Source organism: Pantoea sp. X-Soil-MYKO-1289 (assembly GCF_059730625.1).
This window is the reverse complement of sequence record NZ_AP036006.1, coordinates 161,013-184,011: the sequence shown is the minus strand read 5'-3', so window position 1 is coordinate 184,011 and position 22,999 is coordinate 161,013. Positions and strand designations below refer to the sequence as shown.

Annotated in this window: 21 protein-coding genes and 1 pseudogene; 14 read left to right on the top strand and 8 right to left on the bottom strand. The window is 57.6% G+C overall.

Annotated features, from left to right (window positions below; genetic code table 11):
* Window positions 1–2: 2 nt before the first annotated feature.
* Window positions 3–413 (top strand): MarR family winged helix-turn-helix transcriptional regulator, encoded by a 411-nt coding sequence (locus AC6I7Z_RS22800; protein WP_497816074.1) that lies wholly within the window; start codon window positions 3–5, stop codon window positions 411–413.
* A 778-nt stretch (window positions 414–1,191) separates the two neighbouring features.
* Here AC6I7Z_RS22800 and AC6I7Z_RS22795 read toward each other — a convergent pair.
* Together AC6I7Z_RS22795 and AC6I7Z_RS22790 are read right to left on the bottom strand one after the other, a co-directional pair.
* Window positions 1,192–1,590 (bottom strand): LysR family substrate-binding domain-containing protein, encoded by a 399-nt coding sequence (locus AC6I7Z_RS22795; RefSeq protein ID WP_497816088.1) that lies wholly within the window; start codon window positions 1,588–1,590, stop codon window positions 1,192–1,194.
* A gap of 382 nt (window positions 1,591–1,972) precedes the next feature.
* Window positions 1,973–2,032, bottom strand: a pseudogene (locus tag AC6I7Z_RS22790) (hypothetical protein); the annotation flags it as partial.
* Window positions 2,033–2,249: 217 nt separating this feature from the next.
* Between AC6I7Z_RS22790 and AC6I7Z_RS22785 the strand changes: the two are divergent.
* Genes AC6I7Z_RS22785 through AC6I7Z_RS22775 form a run of 3 tightly spaced genes read left to right on the top strand, consistent with a single transcriptional unit; the run spans window position 2,250 to window position 5,087 of the window.
* Entirely contained in the window at window positions 2,250–3,737 is a 1,488-nt protein-coding gene (locus AC6I7Z_RS22785) for a UbiD family decarboxylase (protein WP_497816073.1), read from the top strand.
* A 13-nt stretch (window positions 3,738–3,750) separates the two neighbouring features.
* Window positions 3,751–4,371, top strand: coding sequence for a UbiX family flavin prenyltransferase (locus tag AC6I7Z_RS22780; protein ID WP_497816072.1), 621 nt, complete (start codon window positions 3,751–3,753; stop codon window positions 4,369–4,371).
* Complete coding sequence (locus AC6I7Z_RS22775; RefSeq protein WP_497816071.1) at window positions 4,368–5,087, top strand: DUF554 domain-containing protein; 720 nt, start codon at window positions 4,368–4,370, stop codon at window positions 5,085–5,087. Before AC6I7Z_RS22780 ends, AC6I7Z_RS22775 begins: the two co-directional genes overlap by 4 nt.
* A gap of 175 nt (window positions 5,088–5,262) precedes the next feature.
* Here the strand turns inward: AC6I7Z_RS22775 and AC6I7Z_RS22770 are convergent, their stop codons facing one another.
* On the bottom strand, window positions 5,263–5,394 hold the full coding sequence (locus tag AC6I7Z_RS22770) for a hypothetical protein (protein WP_497816070.1): 132 nt from the start codon (window positions 5,392–5,394) through the stop codon (window positions 5,263–5,265).
* Between the two features lie 412 nt (window positions 5,395–5,806).
* On the opposite strand from AC6I7Z_RS22770, the gene AC6I7Z_RS22765 reads away from it, so the two are divergent.
* From AC6I7Z_RS22765 to AC6I7Z_RS22740, 6 genes are read left to right on the top strand one after another with little or no spacing between them, the layout of a single operon-like run.
* Window positions 5,807–7,015: an SfnB family sulfur acquisition oxidoreductase gene (locus AC6I7Z_RS22765; protein ID WP_497816069.1), complete on the top strand. Its 1,209-nt coding sequence runs from the start codon at window positions 5,807–5,809 to the stop codon at window positions 7,013–7,015.
* Between the two features lie 9 nt (window positions 7,016–7,024).
* Window positions 7,025–8,215, top strand: a complete 1,191-nt coding sequence (locus AC6I7Z_RS22760) for an SfnB family sulfur acquisition oxidoreductase (RefSeq protein WP_497816068.1) — start codon at window positions 7,025–7,027, stop codon at window positions 8,213–8,215.
* Complete coding sequence (locus tag AC6I7Z_RS22755) at window positions 8,212–9,579, top strand: LLM class flavin-dependent oxidoreductase (RefSeq protein ID WP_497816067.1); 1,368 nt, start codon at window positions 8,212–8,214, stop codon at window positions 9,577–9,579. Before AC6I7Z_RS22760 ends, AC6I7Z_RS22755 begins: the two co-directional genes overlap by 4 nt.
* Window positions 9,580–9,594: 15 nt before the next feature.
* Window positions 9,595–10,404: a MetQ/NlpA family ABC transporter substrate-binding protein gene (locus AC6I7Z_RS22750; RefSeq protein ID WP_497816066.1), complete on the top strand. Its 810-nt coding sequence runs from the start codon at window positions 9,595–9,597 to the stop codon at window positions 10,402–10,404.
* 2 nt (window positions 10,405–10,406) lie between these two features.
* The gene (locus tag AC6I7Z_RS22745) at window positions 10,407–11,507 is read left to right on the top strand and encodes a methionine ABC transporter ATP-binding protein (protein ID WP_497816065.1); all 1,101 of its coding nucleotides are present in this window, start codon (window positions 10,407–10,409) and stop codon (window positions 11,505–11,507) included.
* Window positions 11,491–12,141 (top strand): methionine ABC transporter permease, encoded by a 651-nt coding sequence (locus tag AC6I7Z_RS22740; RefSeq protein WP_497816064.1) that lies wholly within the window; start codon window positions 11,491–11,493, stop codon window positions 12,139–12,141. The genes AC6I7Z_RS22745 and AC6I7Z_RS22740 overlap by 17 nt, the downstream gene beginning before the upstream one ends.
* Window positions 12,142–12,175: 34 nt before the next feature.
* Here the strand turns inward: AC6I7Z_RS22740 and ssuD are convergent, their stop codons facing one another.
* The 3 genes from ssuD to AC6I7Z_RS22725 form a co-directional block, all read right to left on the bottom strand.
* A complete protein-coding gene (ssuD, locus tag AC6I7Z_RS22735) occupies window positions 12,176–13,333 on the bottom strand; it encodes an FMNH2-dependent alkanesulfonate monooxygenase (RefSeq protein ID WP_497816063.1) in 1,158 nt (385 codons plus the stop codon).
* 183 nt (window positions 13,334–13,516) lie between these two features.
* Window positions 13,517–13,993, bottom strand: coding sequence for a nucleoside deaminase (locus tag AC6I7Z_RS22730; RefSeq protein ID WP_497816062.1), 477 nt, complete (start codon window positions 13,991–13,993; stop codon window positions 13,517–13,519).
* Window positions 13,986–15,299, bottom strand: coding sequence for a nucleobase:cation symporter-2 family protein (locus AC6I7Z_RS22725; protein WP_497816061.1), 1,314 nt, complete (start codon window positions 15,297–15,299; stop codon window positions 13,986–13,988). Before AC6I7Z_RS22725 ends, AC6I7Z_RS22730 begins: the two co-directional genes overlap by 8 nt.
* Window positions 15,300–15,406: 107 nt before the next feature.
* On the opposite strand from AC6I7Z_RS22725, the gene AC6I7Z_RS22720 reads away from it, so the two are divergent.
* Both AC6I7Z_RS22720 and AC6I7Z_RS22715 read left to right on the top strand, forming a co-directional pair.
* Entirely contained in the window at window positions 15,407–16,321 is a 915-nt protein-coding gene (locus AC6I7Z_RS22720; RefSeq protein ID WP_497816060.1) for a LysR family transcriptional regulator, read from the top strand.
* 214 nt (window positions 16,322–16,535) lie between these two features.
* Window positions 16,536–17,810, top strand: a complete 1,275-nt coding sequence (locus AC6I7Z_RS22715; protein WP_497816059.1) for an amino acid permease — start codon at window positions 16,536–16,538, stop codon at window positions 17,808–17,810.
* A 35-nt stretch (window positions 17,811–17,845) separates the two neighbouring features.
* Here the strand turns inward: AC6I7Z_RS22715 and AC6I7Z_RS22710 are convergent, their stop codons facing one another.
* The gene (locus tag AC6I7Z_RS22710) at window positions 17,846–19,336 is read right to left on the bottom strand and encodes a sensor domain-containing diguanylate cyclase (RefSeq protein WP_497816058.1); all 1,491 of its coding nucleotides are present in this window, start codon (window positions 19,334–19,336) and stop codon (window positions 17,846–17,848) included.
* Between the two features lie 333 nt (window positions 19,337–19,669).
* Here AC6I7Z_RS22710 and AC6I7Z_RS22705 point away from each other — a divergent pair, with 333 nt between their 5' ends.
* Both AC6I7Z_RS22705 and AC6I7Z_RS22700 read left to right on the top strand, forming a co-directional pair.
* Window positions 19,670–20,035: a hypothetical protein gene (locus AC6I7Z_RS22705; protein WP_497816057.1), complete on the top strand. Its 366-nt coding sequence runs from the start codon at window positions 19,670–19,672 to the stop codon at window positions 20,033–20,035.
* A 4-nt stretch (window positions 20,036–20,039) separates the two neighbouring features.
* Complete coding sequence (locus AC6I7Z_RS22700) at window positions 20,040–22,139, top strand: pyrroloquinoline quinone-dependent dehydrogenase (RefSeq protein ID WP_497816056.1); 2,100 nt, start codon at window positions 20,040–20,042, stop codon at window positions 22,137–22,139.
* Window positions 22,140–22,214: 75 nt separating this feature from the next.
* Here the strand turns inward: AC6I7Z_RS22700 and AC6I7Z_RS22695 are convergent, their stop codons facing one another.
* Entirely contained in the window at window positions 22,215–22,988 is a 774-nt protein-coding gene (locus tag AC6I7Z_RS22695) for a (S)-acetoin forming diacetyl reductase (RefSeq protein ID WP_497816055.1), read from the bottom strand.
* Between the last annotated feature and the right edge of the window lie 11 nt (window positions 22,989–22,999).

Below are 22,999 nucleotides of genomic sequence, written 5' to 3'. Positions count from 1 at the left end.
AAATGAATAAAAACCTGACGAATGTTCCGTTTCACCTTATGCGCCGGCTTTTCCTGGAGCACACTTCACAATGGCAGCAGTCGCTAAACGAGCTGACAAAGCCCCAGTACGCAGTGCTGTGCGCGGTGGATGAACAGCCAGGCATTGAGCAGATGGATCTGATGGCGGTGTCGGTCAGCACAAAAGCGACACTGGCTGAGCTGCTGCTGCGCATGGAAAAAAAAGGGCTGGTGCGGCGGGAGCAGGGCGCGCACGATAAGCGACGCCGCTTAATCTTCCTTACCGATGCTGGAAAACAGATGCTTGATGAGGCGAAACCGTCTGCCGAACAGGTGGATGCCGCGTTTCTCAATCGCCTGAGCGAGCCGGAGCATCAGGAGCTGATCCGGCTGCTGCAAAAGATGCTTGGCTGAACGCCGCAGATAGCGTCTGACATTGTTCCACCTGAGGTGAAAGGCCCGAAAGGGCATTTTTTACTGAGCACCGAGATGACGTCCTGCCTCTTTTACGGTATAAGACGGCAGGTTTTATCTCAGATTCAGGGCTAGAAGGGCAGGAAGTTACAGTCGGCCATGATAACCGGGAGCAGTAGGGTAGGGCAATTAGTTACATCATGCATTTAGGTTTATCCTTAACACCTCTATCGAACGCAAACTTTACGACGTGCCCTTTTTGAGAAATCCCACATCCTGCGATCGTACCTGAACCCTGGTTGCCCCTCCTGACAAGCCGTCGCCGCCCGGCCCGTAGGGCCGGTGTTGTTAAGGCTGCTCATTGAGTGCTGTAACTAAAATATTGGTGTTGCTGTAAGTAGTGCCGCGTGTTCTTTCTTTTGTCTTCGACCATCAACCTTCAATGTCGCTGAAAGGCTGCTGCTTTAAGGGCGTCAATCAGGGCGGGGGCGGCGTTGAAGAGTGGGGCTATACGGCACTGTTCAGCTATAAAGTGAAATCGGCCTTTCTAAATTGCACAGATGCGTAAAATCAACGCACTTTATTTTAACAAGCGCGTTTCTTTTTAAGCATAGAGATTGTCATCTTTCTAAACTTAATAGTGATAAAAAATAAAATGTTAATTCCTGTGCGATCCTCTTTTATTACCTTCATATTCTTCATAATGCGTGTGAACGATGTTAAAGAAGCATGGAGAAAGAAAGTGGCTTTAGTTAATTATCAGCGTCACAAAATGTGATTATTTAGCGACAGACGTTGACTGCGTCAGCTGCTTTATATACTGAATAAAATCTACCAACGCTTTGTTTTTCAACCGGCGCTGCCAGCTAAAAGTTAAGGTCGTAACGGCAGTGGGATCGGTTAACGTACAGTAATTCACATCCGGAATCATTACCGACCGCTGGGTCTCGGGTACCAGCGTTACCCCCATTCCCATCGATACCAGCCCAATGGCAACGGAGACATCTCTTGTGAACTGGATTTTTTGCGGTACAAATCCCGCTTGCTGACAGGCATTGAGCGTTGACCAGCCCAGACCCACGCCTGGTGGATCTTGCTGCACGAGGAATGTTGCGTCCGAAAGTGAAGCAAGAGAGAGTTTTTGCTCCAGGGCGAGCGGATGATGACGCGGTAGCACGGCATCCAGTCGGCGAGTAACAACATCCAGATATTCCAGTTTCTGAAAGTTGCGGCACCGGCGAGCGTACAAGCGCAATATCTAACTGATAGTTTTGCAAAAGTGTTAGCTGCTCGCTAACGTTATGTTCCTCGATAACGATTTCAACGTCGGGCTTGTACTTACGATAACCATTAATCAACATGGCTAGCACCGGGTCAAGAATGGAAGACCCCACGTAGCCAAGTTTAATTTGTCCTTTATGCCCAAGCCGTAAACTGCGTGCGTTCTCAATAATTTTATCGTGATGCATGATGGCGATGCGCGCTTCTTCAACCAGCTGCTGCCCCTCAAATGTCAGCGTCACATGGCGCTTGTCACGGGAGAAAAGTGGCACCCCTAGCGACTGTTCAAGTGCTTTAATATGCTGGCTTAACGCGGGTTGGGCGATGTTCAACTGCATTGCAGCCTTACCGAAATGCAGAACTTTCGCTAATACGACAAATGAATGTAATTGCCGATAATCCATAAAATCTCAGCCTCATTTCTTATAAAGATATTTTATCAAAAACCCATATTTTATTATTGGACTCTTATTAGTGCTCCTTTGCAAACTGGTCGGACAACGGCGATGCGCAATCGTTCGTTTCATTTACGCTATATGAATTAAGGAGCACGAGATGTCTGAGAAAAAGGGTAAAGTGACCGATCTCCGATCCGCACTGGATGTGCTGAGCCAGTACGATGACGAATTAATCTATACCGATGAACCTGTAGACCCGATTGCTGAATTATCCGGTGTCTATCGCTATGTCGGTGCGCATGGCACCGTTAAACGTCCGACCAAAATCGGGCCTGCTATGATCTTTAATAAGATTAAAGGCTATAGCGACATGCGCGTGCTCATTGGTCTGTTGTCTTCTCGTAAACGAGTGGCGCGTCTGTTTGACACGACGCCGGAAAAACTGGCTTTTATGCTTAAAGATTCAGTATCAAACCCGATTGCGCCAGTTGTTATTCCCCGTGAAAAAGCGGTATGTCAGGAAGTGGTGCATCTGGCGACGGATCCCGATTTCGATATTTTAAAAATTCTGCCGGCGCCGACTAACACACCGGAAGATGCGGGTCCCTATTTCACGCTCGGCATGTGCTATGCGGCCGATCCCGAAACTGGCGAGCATGACGTCACGATTCACCGTCTGTGCGTCCAGAGCAAAGACGAAATCTCCATGTATTTTGTGCCGGGTCGTCACCTCGATACGTTTCGTCAGAAAGCGGAAGCCGCAGGTAAACCGCTGCCGATTTCAATCAGTATTGGCGTCGATCCGGCGATTGAAATTGGCGCCTGCTTTGAACCACCAACGACGCCTCTGGGCTTTGACGAACTCTCTGTCGCCGGTAGTCTGCGCAATCAGCCTGTCGAGCTGGTCGACTGTTTGACCGTCAATGCGCGGGGTATCGCGAACGCTGAAATCGTCATTGAGGGGGAGCTGGTACCAGGCTACCGTGTTCGTGAAGATCAGAACACTAACAGTGGCAAAGCGATGCCTGAATTCCCGGGCTATACCGGCGACGCTCAGGCTGAAGTTCCCGTCATCAAAGTGAAGGCCATTACCCATCGTCGCCATCCGATTTTGCAGACCTGCATCGGTCCCAGCGACGAACACACTAACCTCGCCGGGATCCCCACAGAAGCGAGTATTTTGCAAATGGTTGAGCGCGCACTGCCGGGCTTTGTGCAGAACGTTCACTGTCCCTCTCCGGGAACGGGAAAATATCTTGCAGTTCTCCAGGTGAAGAAACGCTTTGCGGCTGATGAAGGACGTCAGCGTCAGGCAGCTCTGCTGGCTTTCTCAGCGTTCTCGGAACTGAAGCACGTCATGCTGGTGGATGAGGACGTCGATGTGTTTGATCTCAATGATGTTATTTGGGCGATGACGACGCGCTATCAGGGCGACGTAAGCACGGTCTTTATCCCGGGCGTACGCTGTCATCCGCTCGATCCCTCTTCCGATCCTGCATTTAGTCCATCAGTGCGCGATCACGGCATCGCCTGCAAAACTATTTTTGACTGTACGGTACCTTACAATCTTAAGGCGAATTTCCATCGCAGCGAGTTCCTTGAAGTCGATGTAAACCGCTTCATTCCCGGTTTTAATACCAACTAAATAAGGAGGCAGCATGCCAGGATTTGCATTAACAACCTCGCAGAAACCTCGCGTCATCGTGGGGATCAGCGGTGCATCAGGATTCACTTATGGCGTTCAGGCATTACGCTATCTGCGTCAGCTGGATGTGGAAACGCATCTTGTCATTTCTCCGGCTGGGCATCTCAACCGGGAACATGAAACCACACTGACAGAAGCGGACGTCACCGATCTGGCGGACGTAGTTTATCCCTTCCATGCGGTCGGATCGGCTATTGCTAGCGGATCATTTAAAACGCTTGGAATGCTGGTGGCGCCTTGTTCAATGCATACCCTGGCAGCTGTCGCTAACGGCATGACAGATAACCTGCTGACGCGAGCGGCGGATGTCATTTTAAAAGAGCGACGTCGGCTGGTCATGATGGTGCGTGAAACGCCTCTTCACGCAGGGCATTTACGCAACATGCAGCAGGTGACAGAGTGCGGGGGCATTATTTTCCCACCCGTTCCTGCGCTATACGCGAGGCCGACCAGCGTGGAAGAGATTATCGCGCACAGCGTGGCGCGCGCGCTGAGTCTACTCGATTTAGACTGCTCCGATCTGCCCCGCTGGGGCGAAAACATGAAGTTAATGACCAAAGGTGAAAACGCGTGATTATTGGACCTTATATCAACGGCGCGGCGGTGTTACTGGGCGGTGTCGCCGGTGCGCTGCTGAGCAACCGTCTGCCCGAACGTCTGCGTGACTCCATGCCGCTGATCTTTGGCGCGGCCTCGATGTGTATGGGGATCGTGCTGGTAGTAAAAGTCAGCCACATGCCGGTGATGGTGTTGTCCGTTATTCTTGGCGCACTGCTGGGCGAACTTTGTTATCTGGAAAAAGGGATCGGCAAACTGGGCAGTAAAGCGCGCAGCATGGTAGAACTCTTCGTCAAATCTGACCCAGGCGACAAGGAGTCTCAGGAAGAGTTTCTGCAAAATTACGTAGCCATTATCGTACTATTTTGCGCCAGCGGTACGGGCATTTTTGGTTCAATGCATGAAGGTATGACCGGCGATACCAGCGTGCTGGTTGCCAAATCTTTCCTGGATTTATTCACGGCTGCCATTTTTGCGACCACTCTGGGCTTTGCCGTCGCCGTTGTCGCGATTCCGCAGCTCGTCATCCAGCTGTTGCTGGCTTATGGCGCCGTTTTTATCCTGCCGTTGACCACTCCGGAAATGCAGGCAGATTTCTCTGCTGTTGGCGGTGTTTTAATGTTCGCCACAGGTTTCAGAATTTGCGGCATTAAAATTTTCCCGGTCGCGAATATGCTTCCAGCATTAGTACTGGCTATGCCTGTTTCCAGCCTTTGGGTTCATTTCTTTTAGCCATCAATAAACAAGGCCAGGGGCAGGGCGTAAATGGACAAGGTTATTTAACCAGTAACTTTTCATTCACGCCCAGCGGCCCTGGCCTTCTTTCTATTCATTACGCAATATTCAATGCACGAACCTGTTCCGGGTCGTCGCTTCCGGCGTGCAGAATGCATAAAGATATGCGCGTTTAATCAACAGCACGCAGGCTATTTGCATCCCAGGCTTTCATTGCGGTCGATACAGCGGCATCAAGGTCTTCCCCGGTTGCGCCATCCCGCGCTTCGGTCGACAGGCCGATCTCAAAGCTGTGGAGAGACATGGCCAGCGCCCGCGCATCTAACACGCGACGGCGCCAGCTGGTAGCAAGCCACGATGTCAACTCTGCCTTCACCGGCTTTTTAAAATGCCGGATGTGGCGAAAGCCGATCGCGCGCTCGACTGCCCTCGGCTATATGCCGCTTAAAGAAATAGAATCCCATAATAATCATAAGCCATGAATTGCATGTCATTTTTCTTATTTTTTAACTAAATGGCGCGCAAGCATTTAAAAAAAGCCAACCGGAAAGCAGAATAGTACAAATACAGCATTGCTTTGCTGTATTTGTAACATCGCCGCTATTTACTTGTATTAATCGGGCTGCCTATTATTCCTTCCGCTTAATTATTTATTGCAGCAGGCTGATATAACAGCCTGTTCCTGTTTACCTGTGCCTCTGTTAACTGGAAAAGCCATGACACAACACTCCGATCGTCCCGGAATAACCCAGGCGGCCGTGCTGACCGATAACGAACAGGCTATTAATAGAGCGCGTTTTCTGGCGGAGCAGGCCAAAGCTGGCGCGTCAGAGCGCGATCGTGAGCGCATTTATCCGCGAGAATTGCTCGAGCAGTTTACGCAACTCGGTTTAGGCAGCATCAGCGTACCGCGCAGCTTTGGCGGCGGCGGCCTGAGCTATCGGACGTTAGCCGAGGTCTTCCGCCTGATTTCCGCCAGCGATCCCTCTCTGGGGCAAATCCCGCAAAACCATTTTGGTTTGATTCAGTTCATTCTCGGCGAGGGCACGGCGGCGCAGCAGCAAAAATTGCTTCAGGCGGTGGTGAACGGAAAACGGCTCGGCAACGGCGGACCGGAAAAAAACACCCGCCATACGCGCGATGTACAGGCCCGGTTGATTACAACGCCGGACGGCATGCGCTTAACCGGCGAAAAGTTTTACTCAACCGGCGCGCTTTTTGCCGACATTCTGGTCACGACTGCGCTGCACGACGGCCAGCCGGTGATGGCTTTTATTCCGCTGCCCGCTGACGGCGTGGATATCATTGATGACTGGTCCGGCATGGGGCAGCGCACGACCGCCAGCGGCACGGTGCGCCTGGAGAGGGCCGCCGTCGATCCCGATTTCGTCATCCCTCTGCCTCCAGCGGAAAAGCCCACGCTGCGCGGCGCGGTGTCGCAGTTGATACAGGCCGCGATTGACGCCGGCATTGCGCAGGGTGCGCTGGATGATGCGCTGGAGTTTGTACGCAGCAGTTCTCGCCCCTGGGTCGACGCCAACGTCGAGCGCAATGCGGACGATCCCTACATCCTTGCCGATATCGGCCGCATCAGTACCGAACTGAGCGCCGCCAATGGGCTGCTCGCACGGGCGGCCGGCGTTCTCGACGCTATCGATCCGCTTGCCATTACCGCAGAGAACAGCGCCCGCGCCTCGATAGCCGTCGCGGAGGCGAAAGTCCTCACAACGGAGATCGCGCTGCGCGCCAGCGAAAAACTGCTGGAGTGGGGCGGCAGCCGCGCTACCTTATTGCAGCACGGGCTCGATCGTCACTGGCGCAATGCGCGCACCCATACGCTTCACGATCCGGTGCGCTGGAAAACCCACGCCATCGGCAACTATTACCTCAACGCGACCCAGCCGCCGCGCCACGCCTGGATTTAGGGAGAGAGAATGACTCAGGTTCATCCCAAACAGCCTGCCGCGCGCATTGACAGCGAACCGCAGGCGCTGACTGTCGCCCGCCAGCTGGCGCAGCAGTTTCGTACCGGCGCGGCAGATCGCGATCGTCAGCGCCGCTTGCCACACAGCGAGCTACAGCAGCTCTTTCAGTCTGGTTTAGGCGCCGTTACCGTGCCGCGGGAGTACGGCGGCATTGCCGTTTCCACCGCGACGCTGGCGGCGATCGTCGCCACGCTCAGCGAGGCGGATGCCGCGATTGGCCAGGTGCCGCAAAACCATTTTTACGCACTTGAGGTCCTGCGCGTGAACGGCAGCGACGCACAAAAGCGACGCCTCTATGGCGAAGTGCTGGCCGGCGTGCATCTGGGCAACGCGCTGGCTGAATTTAGCTCCCGCGCGGCGCACCAGCGCAGTACGGCGATTCAGGATGGCTATCTGAACGGCACCAAGTTTTACGCCACCGGCGCGCTCTTTGCCGATCGCATACCTACGGCGGCGCGCAACGAAGAGGGCAAAGAAGAGTTGCTGTTTGTTCCCCGTCATCAGCCCGGCGTAACGGTGACTGATGACTGGAGCGGTTTTGGCCAGCGCACCACCGGCAGCGGCAGCGTAACGTTCAACGATGTTCGGGTCGACGCCAGTGACCGCGTGCCGTTTCAGACCGCTTTCGAGCGGCCCACTACGGTAGGGCCGTTTGCGCAGATCCTGCACGCCGCCATCGACCAGGGCATTGCGCGCGCCGCCTTTAACGACATGCTCGATTTCCTGCGCGAGCGCGCCCGTCCCTGGCCAGACAGCGGCGTCGAGCGCGCCAGCGACGATCCGCTAACCCTTGACCGCACGGGCCGCATGGCGGCGCGGCTTGCGGCGGGAGAGGCGCTGCTGCAGCTGGCCGGCGACGCGGTAGACAGCGCTCAGCAGCGCCCCAGCGCAGAGAGCGTCGCGCAGGCGTCGATTGCGGTGGCGAAAGCCCGCGCCTGGACCACCGAGATCGCGCTGGAAGCGAGCAATCTGCTGTTTGAACTCTCGGGCACGCGCGCCAGCCTGCGTGAGCATAATCTCGATCGCCACTGGCGTAACGCCCGGACCCATACGCTGCACGATCCCGTGCGCTGGAAATATCCCGCTATCGGGAATTACCTTCTGAATGGCGTTTTGCCGCCGCGCAGAGGCACGATATGAGTCAAAAACAGATCCTGCTTAACGCCTTCAATATGAACTGCGTTGGCCATATTCATCACGGCATGTGGACGCATCCCGAGGATCGCTCTGTAGACTTCAATTCGCTGAACTACTGGACCGACTTAGCGCGACTGCTGGAGCGCGGCCTGTTTGACGGCATTTTTATCGCCGATATTCTCGGCGTCTACGATGTCTATCAGCAGGGCATTGAACTCACCGCGCGCGAGTCCATTCAGCTGCCGGTTAACGATCCCTTGATGCTGGTATCGGCGATGGCGGGCGTTACCCAGCACCTTGGCTTTAGCGTCACCGCCAATCTCAGCTACGAGGCGCCTTTCGCATTCGCCCGTCGCCTGTCGACGCTGGATCATCTGACGCAGGGGCGCATCGGCTGGAATATCGTCACCGGCTACCTGGACAGCGCCGCCCGCGCGATGGGCGATAAGCAGCTGCTGGCCCATGACCGACGCTACGATCAGGCCGATGAGTTTCTCGACGTCAGCTATCAGCTCTGGGAAGGGAGCTGGCAGGATGATGCGCTGGTGGTCGATCGACAGCGGCGACTCTACGCCGACGCCAGCAAAATTCATGCGATTGAACATCAGGGCGAATTTTATCAGGTACAGGGTTATCACCTGAGCAGCCCTTCGCCGCAGAGAACGCCGCTGCTGTTTCAGGCCGGCTCTTCCGCGCGCGGCCTGCGCTTTGCCGCGCGCCATGCCGAATGCACCTTCGTTAACGCCAGTACGCCCGCGGCGATGCGCCAGCAGACGCTGCGCCTGCGTCAGGCCGCCGTCGAGGCGGGTCGTCTCGCCGACGATCTGCGTATTTTTATGGGCGTCGGGGTTATCGTGGCGCCGAGCGAACGGGAAGCGCAGGAGAAATACCGCAGCTATCTGAAATACGCCAGCCCGGAAGCGGGCATCGCCCATTTTTCCAGCTCAATTGGCGTCGACCTCGCCGCATTCGATTTAGACGAGCCGATCGAAACCGGCGAAACGCGCGCCATCGAGTCGGTAAGTAAAGCCTACAGCGGCTGGACGCGGCGTCGGCTGCTCGAGCAGCACGCGATGGGAAGCCGCTATCCGCTGGTTATCGGCAATCCGTCGCAGGTGGCGGATGCCCTGATCCACTGGATGGATGAAGGCGATATCGACGGCTTCAATTTAACGCGCATTCTTAATCCGCAAAGCTACCGTGATTTCATCGATCTGGTGGTGCCGGAGTTGCAGCAGCGCGGCCGCTATAAAACGGCTTATCAGCCCGGTTCGCTGCGCAACAAAATTTTTCAGCAGGATCGCCTGCCTGACCGCCATCCCGCAGCGCGCTGGCGTCATCCCTCTCAACGGCATCAATATCGTTAACCTCAAGGAATCATCATGAAACTCTCCAGCCACATACGCGCCGTGCTGGGCGGCGCGCTACTGACGCTCTGCGCGGCCTCGACCGCCGCCGACTATTCCGGCCCGCTCAAAGTCGGCACCACGGCGGCATTTGCGCCGCCGCTGGAAACCGCCGTCGCCGAAGCGAAAAAACAGGGACTGGCGGTTGAGCTGGTGGAATTTACCGACTGGACCGCGCCTAACGTCAGCGTGGAAAACGGCGACATCGACGTCAACCTGTTCCAGCACAAGCCTTTTCTGGAAAATGCCAACCAGTCAGGCGGCTTCCACCTGGTGCCCTACGCGCCCGCCATTATCAACAACATCGGGCTGTATTCTAAAAAACACAGCGCCATCGACCAGATCCCGCAGGGCGGCACCGTCGCCATCGCTAACGATCCGATCAACGGCGCGCGCGGGCTCCTGCTGCTGCAGAAAGCAGGCTTAATTACGCTGAAGCCGGGCGCCGGACTGAAGTCGACCGTCGATGACATCACTGCCAATCCCAAAAAGTTAAAAATCATTGAGGTCGAAGCGGTGCAGCTTTCCCGCTCGCTGGAAGAGGTCGATTTAGCGCAGGGCTATCCTCACTACCTGAGACTGGCCAAAACCATCGATCCTGAAAAAGCGCTGCTGTTTGACGGGCTGGAGCATCCCGAGTATGTGATTCAGTTTGTGATTCGTCAGGGACACCAGGACGATCCCCGTCTGGCAAAATTTGTCGATATCTATCAGCACTCGCCGGTGGTGCGCGCCAGCCTCGACAGCTTCTACGGCAAACTCTACCAGCCGGGCTGGAGTCAGTAACCATGGTCAGCCTGATCCTGCCTGAAACAGAGGCGACCGCCCGCGCCGCCGCGCCGCGCGCCAGCGGCAAAATCCACGTGACCATTGACGCGCTCAGCAAGCGCTATCCTGGCCAGCAGGCGGATGCGCTGCATAACGTCAGCCTGTCGATTCAGCAGGGCGAGATTTTCGGCATTATCGGCCGCAGCGGCGCCGGCAAGTCCACGCTGATCCGCTGTCTCAACCGGCTGGAAACGCCCACCGGCGGGCGCGTGGTGATAGACGGCACCGACATCAGCGCGCTCAGCGCACGGCAGCTGGTCGCGTGGCGGCGACGTACCGGCATGATTTTTCAGCACTTTAATCTACTCTCCGCCAAGACGGTGCGGCAAAACATCGAGCTGCCGCTGAAGGTGGCCGGCGTGCCTGCCGCCGCGCGGGCGCGCAAGGTCGATGAGCTGCTGGCGCTGGTTGGGCTGGAGGAGCGCCAGCACGCCTGGCCCGCTCAGCTCTCCGGCGGCCAGAAGCAGCGCGTCGGCATCGCCCGCGCGCTGGTTCACGATCCTGAACTGCTGCTGTGCGATGAGGCCACGTCGGCTCTGGATCCGGAAACCACGCGCGCCATTCTGGCCTTGCTGAAAACGATCAATCAGCAGCGCCGCATCACCATTGTGCTGATCACCCATGAGATGGATGTGGTGCACGACCTTTGCCACACCGTCGCGGTGATCGACAAAGGACAGATTATTGAGCGCGGCCCCGTCTGGCAGGTGTATAGCGAGCCGCGCGAGGAAACCACGCGCCAGCTGCTTAATCCTGACTACCAGGCGCTACCTGAACACATTGCCTCGCATCTTAGCGAGCGGCGTCAAAACAGCCGTTCGCGGGCACTGGTGCGCCTGCGCTATAACGGGCAGGGCGCGCATCCCGATCTTGGCGCCCTGAGCACGCAGGCACCCGGCGAGATAACCGTGGTCTACAGCACGATCGAGTGGGTGCAAAACCGGGCCATCGGTCAGCTGCTGCTGCTGCTCGATGCAAAACATGAGGCGCAGTTTGCCGAGCGACAGCTGGCGAACCTGGCCGATCGACTGGAGGTAGTAGGCTATGTCACTGACTATTGAGCGTCTGTGGAGCGGATTGCTGGACACGCTGCTGATGGTCGGCGTGTCGTCCCTGCTGGCGTTCGCGCTGGGGCTGCCGATGGCGGTTATTCTGGTCGTCAGCGGGCGGGATGCTCTCTTTCCCAGCCCGACGCTCAACCGCGTGCTGGGCTGGGTAGTCAATCTGTTCCGCTCTGTGCCCTTTCTGATTTTGATGGTTGCTCTGATCCCCTTTACCCGCTGGGTGGTCGGGACGACCTATGGCGTCTGGGCGGCCGTGGTGCCGCTTACCCTGGCGGCGACGCCCTTTTTCGCCCGTATCGCCGAGGTCAGCCTGCGCGAAGTCGATAAAGGGCTGACCGAAGCGGCGCAGGCGATGGGTTTTCATCGCTGGCATATTGTCTGGCATGTGTTGCTGCCGGAAGCGCGGCCCGGCATCGTTAGCGGCTTTACCATTACGCTGGTAACGATGATCAACGCCTCCGCGATGGCCGGCGCGATCGGAGCCGGAGGACTGGGCGATCTCGCCTATCGCTATGGCTATCAGCGTTTCGATATGCAGGTGATGCTGACGGTGATTGTGGTGCTGGTGGCGCTGGTGACGCTGTTGCAGCTGTGCGGCGACCGGCTGTCGCGCCGGCTTAACCACCGCTGACAGCGGGCTGGCCGCTGTCAGACTTTCGCCGGCGTTAGCTTTTTCCCTTTTCGCCGCTGCCGAGGATTTCGCCAAACGGCCCGGTATTCACAACGCGCTGCGCTTTCGACGCGTTGGCGGCAAGCGGCAGCAGCGGCATCACCAGTTCGGCGAAACGGTGCGCCTCTTCCAGATGCGGATAGCCGGACAGGATAAAGTTTTCAATGCCTAACGCCTGATATTCGCGAATGCGATCCGCTACCTGCTGAGGGTTGCCCACCAGCGCGGTGCCCGCGCCGCCGCGCGCCAGCCCGACGCCGGCCCACAGGTTTGGCGCGATACGCAGGCTCTCGCGCGAGCCGCCATGCAACGCGCTCATGCGCGCCTGGCCGGTCGAGTCCATACGCGCAAAGATTTTTTGCGCGGCGGCGATAGTCTCATCATCAAGATGGGCAATCAGGCGGTCTGCCGCCGCCCAGGCTTCCTCTTCCGTCTCACGCACTATTACGTGCAGCCGGATGCCGTAAGAGAGCGTTCGCCCCTTTTCCTGCGCCCGCTGGCGCACCACCGCCAGCTTTTCCGCTACCTGCTCGACCGGCTCTCCCCACGTCAGATAGGTGTCGATCTGCGTCGCCGCGACATCGATCGCCTCTTCAGAGGAGCCGCCGAAGTAGAGCGGTGGGCCATTCTCCTGCGCCGGCGGGAAGGTAATTTCTGCCCCTTCAACGCGGATATGCTCGCCTGCATAATCCACCTTTTCCCCTTTTAACAGGCGGGAATAGACCTCAAGAAACTCTCTGGTGACCTGATAACGTTCAGCATGGCTCAGGAAGATGCCGTCGCCTCTGTTTTCCACCGGATCGCCGCCGGTCACCACGTTGATCAACAAGCGGCCTTCCGACAGGCGATCCAGCGTGGCGGCCATCCGCGCCGCCAGGCTCGGCGGCTGCAGGCCTGGCCGCACGGCGACCAGATAGCGCAGTTTTTTGGTAATAGGCGCCAGCGCCGACGCGATGATCCAGGCATCCTCGCAGCTCTTGCCGGTCGGGATCAGCACGCCGTAATAGCCCAGATTGTCTGCTGCCAGCGCCACCTGCTGTAGATAGGGCAGATCGACCGCTCTGCCGCCTTGCGTCGTTCCCAGATAACGGCCATCGCCGTGGGTAGGTAAAAACCAGAAGAGATTAGGGCCGTTCTGCGCGGAGATGCTCATTAGCGTATTCTCTTATAACGTTATGATTAATTAACAAATAGGATTTGCCTGTTTAGTTATAAAGAGATTTGCAGAGAACGCGTCAGCCGGCAAATAACATTTCGTTTTATTATTCAACAACAAGATTATACCGGGAGGGCGCACCTGCCCGGTTATCCCCTCAGGTTTCCGGTCAGATAAGGATTATCTCGCCTGCCAGAACGCCTGCTGCAGCGACAGCGTTTCCTCTTCTATCTCGTGAACCGGCCCGATCAGCACAATATCTTTCTGCCCGTGCGCAAATACCGATGAGGCTGGCAGACTCATCGTTGGATTTTCATGATGGCTGCCGGTGCAGGCCAGCAGGCGCGCTTCGCTCATGCCATACACCACCCGACCGATATTCGCCCAGTAGAGCGTGCCGGCGCACATGCAGCACGGCTCAACGGCGGTATAGAGCGTACAGCCCCAGAGGTAGTCAGGGGTAAAATTACTCGCCGCGATCCGGGCGAGAGTCGACTCGGCATGATTAACGGTGTCGATATTACACTGGGTCAACAGGACAGTTTCATTATCAGGCGCCACCAGCACCGCGCCGAACGGGTGATTGCCCAGGGCGATAGCGCGCTTTGCAACCTCGTTCGACAGCCGCAAAAATTTAATATCGCTGGCGTTATGCATTTTCATCCTCTTTTTTAACGTTCAGTAAGCTGTTCAGCACCACGGCAGTAAAACCGCCCATAAAAATACCGCTGTCGAAAATCAGCCTTAGCGATGAAGGCAGCGAGGTAAATAACGCCGGAAACGCCATGGGAAGGACGCCAACGCTTATCGAGACGGCAACAATCAGCATATTGTTGTCATTTTTAAAACTGACCGCTTTCAGCTGCTGAATGCCGGCGGCCAGCGTCATGCCGAACATCAACACGCCAGCGCCGCCCAGCACCGGACGCGGGATCGCCGACACCAGCGCGCCCAGCTTAGGAAACAGGCCGAGTAACACCAGTATCAACCCGGCCGCCGCCAGCACCGAGCGGCTGGTGATACGCGTCAGCATAATCAGCCCGGCATTTTGCGAAAAAGCGTTGTAAGGAAAGCTGTTGAGACAGCCGCCGACCATGGTGGAGAGACCATCGGCGCGGATGGTATCGGCAAGGCGCTGCGGCGTCGTCGGGCGTCCCATCAGCTTGTCGATCAGCAGGACGTTGCCGGTTGTCTCTGTCATCACGATGATCATCGCCAGGCAGGAGACCAAAACAGGTACCGGAGAAAACACCGGCAGGCCAAAAGAGAAGGGCATGCTGATGCCGATCCACGCGGCGTGACCAACCGCGGAGAAATCGGTCAGGCCTGCGAGCAGCGCAATAAGGGTTCCCGCCAGCATGCCTGCCAGAATGCTGAAGTTGCGGATGACGCCTCGCGTTTTGCAGTAAAAAAACAGCGTGATGACCAGCGTGGCCAGTCCCAGCAGCAGGTTGGACGGGCTGGCGAAGTCGGGCGCGTCCGGGTTGCCGCCGCCAATCCAGATTGCCGCGGCGGGCATCAGCGAGATGCCAATAATGGTGATAACGCAACCAATCACCACCGGCGGAAAAAAGCGGATCAAGCGGCTAAAAAGCGGCGCGACGACCACGGTGAACAGGCCGCAGGCGATGGCGGATCCGAACACCGTGGTGATGCCATACTGCTGGCCAATCATCGCCATCGGCGCCAGAACGATAAAGGAGCATCCCTGGATTAACGGCATCCGTCCGCCAAAGCGCCCGACGCCCACCGACTGCAGCAGCGTGGCGAGCCCGGAGGTCAGCAGGCAGGCGTTCACCAGCGTCACCGTCTCCGCCCCGGTCAGGCCCATCACCGACGCGAGGATCAGCGGCACCGTCACCGTCCCCGCGTACATCACCAGAACATGCTGTAAGCCCAGCGAGGCGATGCGCCTGGCGCTGAGCGAGCCTTCAGCTTTTTTTTCAGCTATTACCCTTTCCATAAACACCTCTCGTCGCACTGATAAACCGCAGGAAGCCCACTCTATAAGTAAAAAAGTGATACAAGTAAGCGAGCTGTTTTCAGGAAAATTGAAAGCCGGGGGGCGTTTTGAAATATTCATTGGAACAACTTATGGTGTTTGAGCAGGTAGCCAAATCGGGCTCATTCTCTTCCGCCGCGCGTCAGCTGAAAAAATCCCAGTCCTCAGTGAACATGGCGATGAGCAATCTGGAGCTTGAACTCAACCTCAGCCTGTTTGAGCGCACGCCGCGACAGGTGCGGCTGACGCCGGAAGGCGAAGTGCTGCGCGAGTACGTCAAAACTATTCTGGAACGATGTCAGGCTTTCGATCGGCGCGTAACGGCATTCAACCAGCAGATTGAGAGCCATGTCAGCCTCGCCATCGAGCTGCCCTACGTGACGATTGCGCCCGTGCTATATGAATTCTCTATGACCTTTCCTGAAGTCGATATCCATATCAAAGAGCCGTTTCGCGGCGACGTGGAGGCGATGGTGAAAAATGGCGAAGTCGATCTCGGCATCGCGCTCTCTCATCCCGTGGAGAGCGAGAAAATTGAGTTCACGCAGCTGGGGAAGGTGGTCATGGTGCATGTCGTCAGCGCCGCGCATCCGCTGGCGCAGCGCATCCCCGTCTCCTTTGCCGATTTGCACAGCTGGCGGCATATCACCTTTGGCTCTCAGGAGAAAAGAATCGCCACCACCGAATATCTCGACAGCCCTATGCTGTGGCGGGTTGAAAGCTACAGCGCGATGCTGGAGGCGGCGCTGGCCGGTCTCGGATGGGCGTCGCTTCCCCGCGAGTTCGTCGAGCGCGAACTGCGCGCAGGCACCTTGATCGAACTACGGCAGCAGGAGTATCCCCATACCGACTGGATCGTCGGCATTGACCTGCTCTGGTCTAAACAGGCGCCCGCCGGCAAAGCGCAACGCTGGCTGCGCGACCGCCTGGTGAAGCATAAAATTTTTGAGCAGGACCAGGCGGGAAACCGAACCACGCTATAGCGACGAATAATCGTTTCTCAAAAGTAAACGTCCCGGCTTTTTTGACCGAAATCATTTGGCCTGCCCGCCATTTTACCCGACAATCTGCCGCCTTGTTATGTGTCTGGTCTGGCGCGGATGTCCGGTCTCCTTCGCTCTGTTCAGTCTGACCAGACAAAGAGTGATCAATCCTGTCGCGCCGGCATCTGAACAACCAGTAATTCAAAGTGTAAAAATGACTATTCAAGCAAGTACGGAAAAGGCAGTCGCAAACAGGCCATCCTGGTCGATGAAAGATACCATCTGGATGATGGGGGTATATGGCACCACGGTGGGCGCCGGTACGCTATTTCTGCCGGTGGAAGTGGGAACGCGCGGGCCACTGGTGTTTTTTATGATGCTGCTGCTCGGCCTGCCGCTGTCGCTGATACCGCACGTGCTGATCTGCCGCATCTTTATGCGGGACAATCAGGCGGAGAACGCCGAGCTTCCGCTGTTTGGTAAATTTTTCGGCCCAAAAGGGCGTCAGGGCATTAAGATCTTTTTCTGCGTGGCCCATTTCCCCGTCACGCTGGTGTACGTCGTCTCGCTGGTCAACGCCTTAGACAACTATGTTACCGCCCACCTGCATTTCGCGGCGTTGAATCGCGCCGTGCTCGCCTTTATTGCGGTATCGCTACTGTTTATTGTGTTAAGCAAAGGCCGCGACCGCGTGGTCAGCACCATGAGCACGCTGGCGATCCCCTTTGCCCTCTCTCTGCTGTTGATTGCCATGATGCAGATCCCCTCGTGGCATCTCTCCAACCTGACGGAGGCGCTGCGCGAAACCACGGGCGCGCCTGCTGGCGAATCGCTGAAGGCGCTCTGGCTGTCGCTTCCGCTTATCACCTTCTCGTTCTGTTCCGCGCCGATGATGTCGCCGCTCTCCTCCTGGTATCAGGAGAAGGGGAAGGGCGGCGAGCAAAAAGCCGTGCGCGTGATCCGTCTGGCTTACTGCGCCATCTTTTTCAGCATCATCTTTTTCGTGCTGAGCTGCGTGCTGAGCATGCCGCGCGAGGTGTTTATCGCGGCAAAGGCGCAGAACCTCAACGTGCTCTCGGTGATGAAAGGCAACGGCAGCGCTGAACTGCTCTTTTTATTCGCCCCCTTTATCGCGATGGTGGCGATGACCAAATCGTTTCTGGGGGTTTGTCTGCCGGTCGCCGAAACCTTCGCTACCCTGCTCGGCGACGCCGCCGGGCTGAAAGATCAATCTGGCCGCAAGCGAGCCAAAGCGGTGGCCTTTACGCTGATGTTTGCGGTGTCCCTTGCGGTGGCCTACTGGAACCCGGACGTGATTGCGCTGATTGAAACCGTCTGCGGGCCGCTGATCGCGATCTTCCTGTTCGCGATCCCCGCCTGGCTGGTGTACAGCCGAAAAGAGCTGCAGACGCTGCGAGGCAGCATGTCCGTAATCGTCATCGTCGGCGGCCTGCTCACCGTGTCGGCGCTGATCTACGGCATGCTGTAAGCCGCGCCCCAGGGATGGGGGACGCGGTCGGGCGGTCAGACCTGACCGCTCGCCTGATTCCGGCCGTTGCGCTTGGCCTTATAAAGCGCGCGGTCGGCCTCTTTTTTCAGCTGCTCTGCCTCGCCCGGTTTGCCTTCAGAAACCAGTGAACTGTAGCCGGCGCTGATGGTCACGATACCGAGCGAGACTTCCGTACTCTCATGGGCGATGCCCATCTCCATTACATTTTTCACGGCGCGCTCGGCCACAATCTTCGCCTCAGACTCATCGGTGTTCGGCATAATAATCGCGAACTCTTCGCCGCCGTAGCGCGCCACCACATCGCCGTGAAAATGAACGCTCTCTTTCAGCGCGTGGGCGACATCCTGCAGACACTCGTCGCCGGCCACATGCCCGTAGGTATCGTTAAAGCGTTTGAAACAGTCGATGTCGATCATGACCAGCGCGATCGGGTCGCCGGTTTTCAGCGACCTAAGTAACCCCTGCTCGAGCAGCGCATCAAACTGCCTTCGGTTGGCCAGGCCGGTTAAGCCGTCGACCAGCGCCAGCGACTGCAGCGTGTGATTGATATTGGTCAGCTCGTCGCGCACGTAGGTTAATTCAATCTGATTTCTGACGTTAGCGCCCACCTGGCGAAGCAGCATGATCCCCATGCCGGTAATGGCAGCGAGCAGAGCCAGGTTCAGCAGCAGGTTAACCAGGTTTCCGGACAGCCATTCCCGTCGAATGCTGTCGCGGTCGTAGCCCGCCGTCACGATCAGCGGATAGCGCTCCAGCCGGGTGTAGCCAAACACGCGCACCACGCCGTCCAGCGTCGATCGCCAGGTGGCATTGCCGCTCGAGGCGGACTTAAGCTCGGTTTTGAACAGCGGGCTGGAGGCGAGCGTCCGGCCGATAAAGGCGTCAGGGAACGGGCGAATATATAAGACGGAGGAATCGGCCAGGATCAGCCCCAGGGTGTCTTTATTGCCCAGGGCGAAATAGCTGTAATACTGACGGAAATAGTCAACCCGCACGGTGGCCAGCGCCACGCCGGCAAAATTCCCCTGGCTGTCGTTCAGGCGAACGGAAACCGGGATCACCAAATCGCCGGTTGAGCGGCTGCGTATAACCCGACTGATAAGCAAATTGGTATCGTTATGGGTGCGATGCCAGATGAAATAGTCGCGGTCGGCATTGCTGGCGTTGGTCGGTACGAAATTGCCGGAGGAGGCGATCCAGTGCCCCTCGGTGTCGTAAATAAACAATCCGTGCAGCTGCGGAAGTTTACCCTGCTGCTCTTTTAGCTGGTGCAGGAACGCCGGCGTCGCGGCGTACTCATTTCCCCGCTGCCGCAGCTGCCGCACCGCATCCGCCAGGGTGATATCCACCTGCAGAAACGCATCTTCCGCCTGCTTCGCCAGCGAGACCGACAGGTTGCGGGCGTCGTCGTTTTTTTCGCCCACCGTCTGCTGCCAGGAGTTCCATAACGACCAGGCGTTGATGGCGATAACGAAGAGGCTGGTGAGCAACAAAAACACGGCCATGCTTTTGCCAAGAGAGGTTTTTAACAGGGCGACGCCGGAAGCGCCTGATTGAGTTTTTCGCATAGTTAAGAGGGATATCAGCGCAAGCGGCAAAGGTCAGTCACGCATAATACATTAATTATGCTCAGGTCATAATGGTTGGGCGCGCGCATTTTGAGCGCGCGCAGCTGGATTCGTCGCCTGTAGAAAAACGAATAAGTCATTCTCACCTATACTTCACCGCGTTGACTGGAATGTTCAGCCGCGTTCAGGTTCGCCGTGCGCGCGGCGGCGCATCCGGTCATAACTAACCTTCTGATTTTTACCATTTATCCTGACAGGGAATTTGCTGCTATGTTGCCTTCTCAACCTTCACGCGCCGGCACGCTGCTGCTCCTGCTGGCGGCCGCGATCGGCTTCGCGCTGGCGCTCTACGCCTGGCTGACGCCGTTAACCGGCGTCACCGGCACCATCGGCGCGCTCGGCGTGGCGATCGCCAGTGTGGTTCTGGCCTTGCTGACGCTGATTCTGCGCGCCGCTTCAGGCCGCGGCGCGCGCATTTTCTGGGGCATCGTGACGCTGATTGTGCTGGTGGGTATCGGCTTTGCCGCCTTGCTGCTCCATCAGGGGATCATTACCGCCGCCATGGTGCTCGGTCTGGCGGGTCTGATCCTGCTCGGCCGCCGTCCCGCCCGTCACACCCCCCCCGCCAGAGCCTGAGGAAATGCCCGTGTATAGCGATAAACAAAAGCCGCTGATGAAAGTCAGCATGACGGCGCTCGCGCTGCTGATGACGCCACTCACATTACAGGCCGCGGATAAGGCCGCCGAAGCGTCTCAGGGAACGCAGGAAAAGCTTAATGTGGATGCCGCCGATCAGCAGTCGCCTGGCACCACGAACACCACGAAAGAAGCCTCTTCCAGACAGGATGGCAAAAAAGTCGCGTCCGCGGCCAGCACGGCGTCGCCGCTGGTGCCGGAAAAAGCGACCTGGGATAGCTTCCATGGCCAGCTTAACGCCCAGAAGTACAGCCCTCTCAAGCAGATCACGGCCGATAACGTCAGCAAGCTGGAAAAAGTGTGGGAGTTTCATACCGGCGACGTCTCCGACGGCAAAGGCAAAACGCCTGCCACCGTCTGGTCGGCCACGCCGGTGTTCGCCAACGATACGATTTACATCGGCACGCCTTTTGATCGGCTGATTGCGCTCGATCCCGGCACCGGCAAAGAGAAATGGCATTACGACACGAAAGCGCCGCGCGAAGCGCTGACCCAGCCGGTGCTGAAGAACCGCGGCGTCTCTTACTGGCAGGCGAAAAACCCGGTCGCCGGGCAGGCCTGCCAGAAGATCGTTTATATGGGCACCGTTGACGGCAAACTCTATGCGCTGGATGCCGACTCCGGCAAACCGTGCGAAAAGTTTGCCGATAAGGGGGTGCTGAACGTCGATCAGTGGAACACCCTGAATGCGAAATTCCCGCTGTCGCTGCTGCAGCCGCCTACCGTGGTCGGCAGCCATCTGATCGTCGGCTGGGCCGGTAAAGACTGGGCCTATGCCGAAGCGCCTCCGGGCACCGTCTTCTCCATCAATGCCGAAACCGGTCAGCGCGAGTGGACCTTTGACGCCATTCCAGCCGACATCAGAAAGCGCACCGGCACCGCCAACGTCTGGACCCATATGTCCGCCGACGAGGCGAACGGGTTGGTCTATCTGCCGGTCTCTTCGCCTTCGCCTAACTACTGGGGCGGCAACCGCGTCGACGCCATTCCGCTCGGCACCTCAACCACGGCGCTCGATGTGAACACCGGCAAAGTGGTCTGGTCGCGCCAGTGGGTGCATCACGACGTCTGGGATTACGACATCAACTCCGCGCCGACGCTGATGGATATCACGGTCAACGGCAAACCGATCCCGGCGCTTATCCAGGCGACTAAACAGGGTTTTCTGTTCGTCGTGAATCGCCTGACCGGCGAAGATGTCTGGCCGATTGAGGAGCGTCCGGTTCCGCAGGGCGACGGCTCCGTTCAGGGCGAGAAGCTTTCGCCTACTCAGCCGTTTCCGACCAAACCGGCGCCCTTGCTCGATCAGTCTAAAAAACCGGAAATCTGGAAGCTGGCCGATATCGTCGGCGCCGGACAGTGCTCGCGTCTCTGGGATAAGCTGACCTACGAGGGCATGTATACCCCGCCAACCACCAAAGGCGAGGGGGCATTGACCTACCCTGACAGCGCCGGCGGCGTGCAGTGGGGCGGCGTCGCCTTCGATCCGCAGAATCAGATTGCGGTGGTGAACACCTCGCATATCGTGCAGTACGTCAAGCTCTACAGCCGTGAAGAGTACAATAAGGCGGATAAAGACTCAGGCAATGAGAGCGGATTCGCGCCGCAGGAGGGCGCGCCTTACGGGATGCGTCTGAACGTGGCGAATAACTGGCTCGGCATGCCGTGCTGGCAGCCGCCGTTTGGCGAGATCGTGGCGCTGGATATGCACACCGGCGACGTGAAATGGCGACGTCCGGTTGGCGCCTCTCAGCAGTACGGCTTCTTTATGCCGGAAAGCTGGGGATCGCCGACTATCGGCGGCCCGGCGGTCACCGCAGGCGGCGTCATCTTTATCGGCGCCTCGATGGACGCGAAAGTTCGCGCTTACTCGCTGGCGAGCGGTAAGGAGCTTTGGTCCGATCAGGTTGAAGCGCCAGCCGTGGCAAACCCCTCGGTGTATGAATACAAAGGACGCCAGTATGTCGCCTTTGTCGCCGGCGGCAACACCATCCTGAAAGACCAGGTCGGCGACCAGGTCGTGGTCTACGCGCTGCCTGAATAACCCTGCTGAAAAGTTCTGAATCGAGAGCAAAGCGATTTGCTCTCATTCAGAACTTACAGATGTCAGCCGACGACGTTAGTTAAACACCATACCGCCGTCGATTAATAAGGACTGTCCGGTCATATAGTCGGAGTCAGGCCCCGCCAGGAAAGAGACGCAGGCGGCGACATCTTCCGGCTCGGACAATCTCCCCAGCGTAATGCGTTTAGCAAATTCCCGCGTGCCATATCCCGCCGGCTCGCCCGCCGCATCCGATATCTGCTTGTCGATCGCTTCCCACATCGGCGTTTTCACAATGCCGGGACAGAACGCGTTCACCGTGATGCCCGCCGCAGCCAGATCTTTAGCCGCCGTTTGCGTCAGCCCGCGCACCGCGAACTTGCTGGAGCTATACACCGCCAGCTCTGGATTGCCGACGTGGCCCGCCTGAGAGCAGGCGTTGATAATTTTCCCGCCGTGGTTTTCTGCGGCGAACGCCTGGATCGCCGCCTGCATACCCCAGATAACGCCCTTCACGTTGACGTTATAAACCTTATCGACAACCTCTTCAGTAATCTCGGCGATCGGCGTAGAGGGCGCGACGCCGGCGTTATTCACCATCACGTCGAAACCGCCCAGCGCGCGTCTCGCCTCCTCGACCGCCTCAAAAACGCGATCGCGTCGGGCGACATCAACCTGCAGCGCAACCGCCTGGCCGCCGGCGCGGGTAATCGTCTCCGCCACCTGCTGCGCGGTGTCGGCATTATAATCGGCGACCGCCACGGCAAAGCCGTCTTTAGCCAGACGTAACGCAATCGCCGCGCCGATGCCCTGACCAGCGCCGGTAACAAAAGCCACTTTATTTTTCATCACGCTATCCT

Coding starts and splice junctions, on each gene's coding strand:
- AC6I7Z_RS22710 (WP_497816058.1), bottom strand. CDS start 19,336: ATGGCCGTGTTTTTGTTGCTCACCAGCCTCTTCGTTATCGCCATCAAC.
- AC6I7Z_RS22760 (WP_497816068.1), top strand. CDS start 7,025: ATGACTCAGGTTCATCCCAAACAGCCTGCCGCGCGCATTGACAGCGAA.
- AC6I7Z_RS22740 (WP_497816064.1), top strand. CDS start 11,491: ATGTCACTGACTATTGAGCGTCTGTGGAGCGGATTGCTGGACACGCTG.
- ssuD (WP_497816063.1), bottom strand. CDS start 13,333: ATGAGCATCTCCGCGCAGAACGGCCCTAATCTCTTCTGGTTTTTACCT.
- AC6I7Z_RS22770 (WP_497816070.1), bottom strand. CDS start 5,394: ATGTCTCTCCACAGCTTTGAGATCGGCCTGTCGACCGAAGCGCGGGAT.
- AC6I7Z_RS22700 (WP_497816056.1), top strand. CDS start 20,040: ATGCCCGTGTATAGCGATAAACAAAAGCCGCTGATGAAAGTCAGCATG.
- AC6I7Z_RS22695 (WP_497816055.1), bottom strand. CDS start 22,988: ATGAAAAATAAAGTGGCTTTTGTTACCGGCGCTGGTCAGGGCATCGGC.
- AC6I7Z_RS22730 (WP_497816062.1), bottom strand. CDS start 13,993: ATGCATAACGCCAGCGATATTAAATTTTTGCGGCTGTCGAACGAGGTT.
- AC6I7Z_RS22750 (WP_497816066.1), top strand. CDS start 9,595: ATGAAACTCTCCAGCCACATACGCGCCGTGCTGGGCGGCGCGCTACTG.
- AC6I7Z_RS22785 (WP_497816073.1), top strand. CDS start 2,250: ATGTCTGAGAAAAAGGGTAAAGTGACCGATCTCCGATCCGCACTGGAT.
- AC6I7Z_RS22715 (WP_497816059.1), top strand. CDS start 16,536: ATGACTATTCAAGCAAGTACGGAAAAGGCAGTCGCAAACAGGCCATCC.
- AC6I7Z_RS22765 (WP_497816069.1), top strand. CDS start 5,807: ATGACACAACACTCCGATCGTCCCGGAATAACCCAGGCGGCCGTGCTG.
- AC6I7Z_RS22800 (WP_497816074.1), top strand. CDS start 3: ATGAATAAAAACCTGACGAATGTTCCGTTTCACCTTATGCGCCGGCTT.
- AC6I7Z_RS22725 (WP_497816061.1), bottom strand. CDS start 15,299: ATGGAAAGGGTAATAGCTGAAAAAAAAGCTGAAGGCTCGCTCAGCGCC.
- AC6I7Z_RS22745 (WP_497816065.1), top strand. CDS start 10,407: ATGGTCAGCCTGATCCTGCCTGAAACAGAGGCGACCGCCCGCGCCGCC.
- AC6I7Z_RS22780 (WP_497816072.1), top strand. CDS start 3,751: ATGCCAGGATTTGCATTAACAACCTCGCAGAAACCTCGCGTCATCGTG.
- AC6I7Z_RS22755 (WP_497816067.1), top strand. CDS start 8,212: ATGAGTCAAAAACAGATCCTGCTTAACGCCTTCAATATGAACTGCGTT.
- AC6I7Z_RS22705 (WP_497816057.1), top strand. CDS start 19,670: ATGTTGCCTTCTCAACCTTCACGCGCCGGCACGCTGCTGCTCCTGCTG.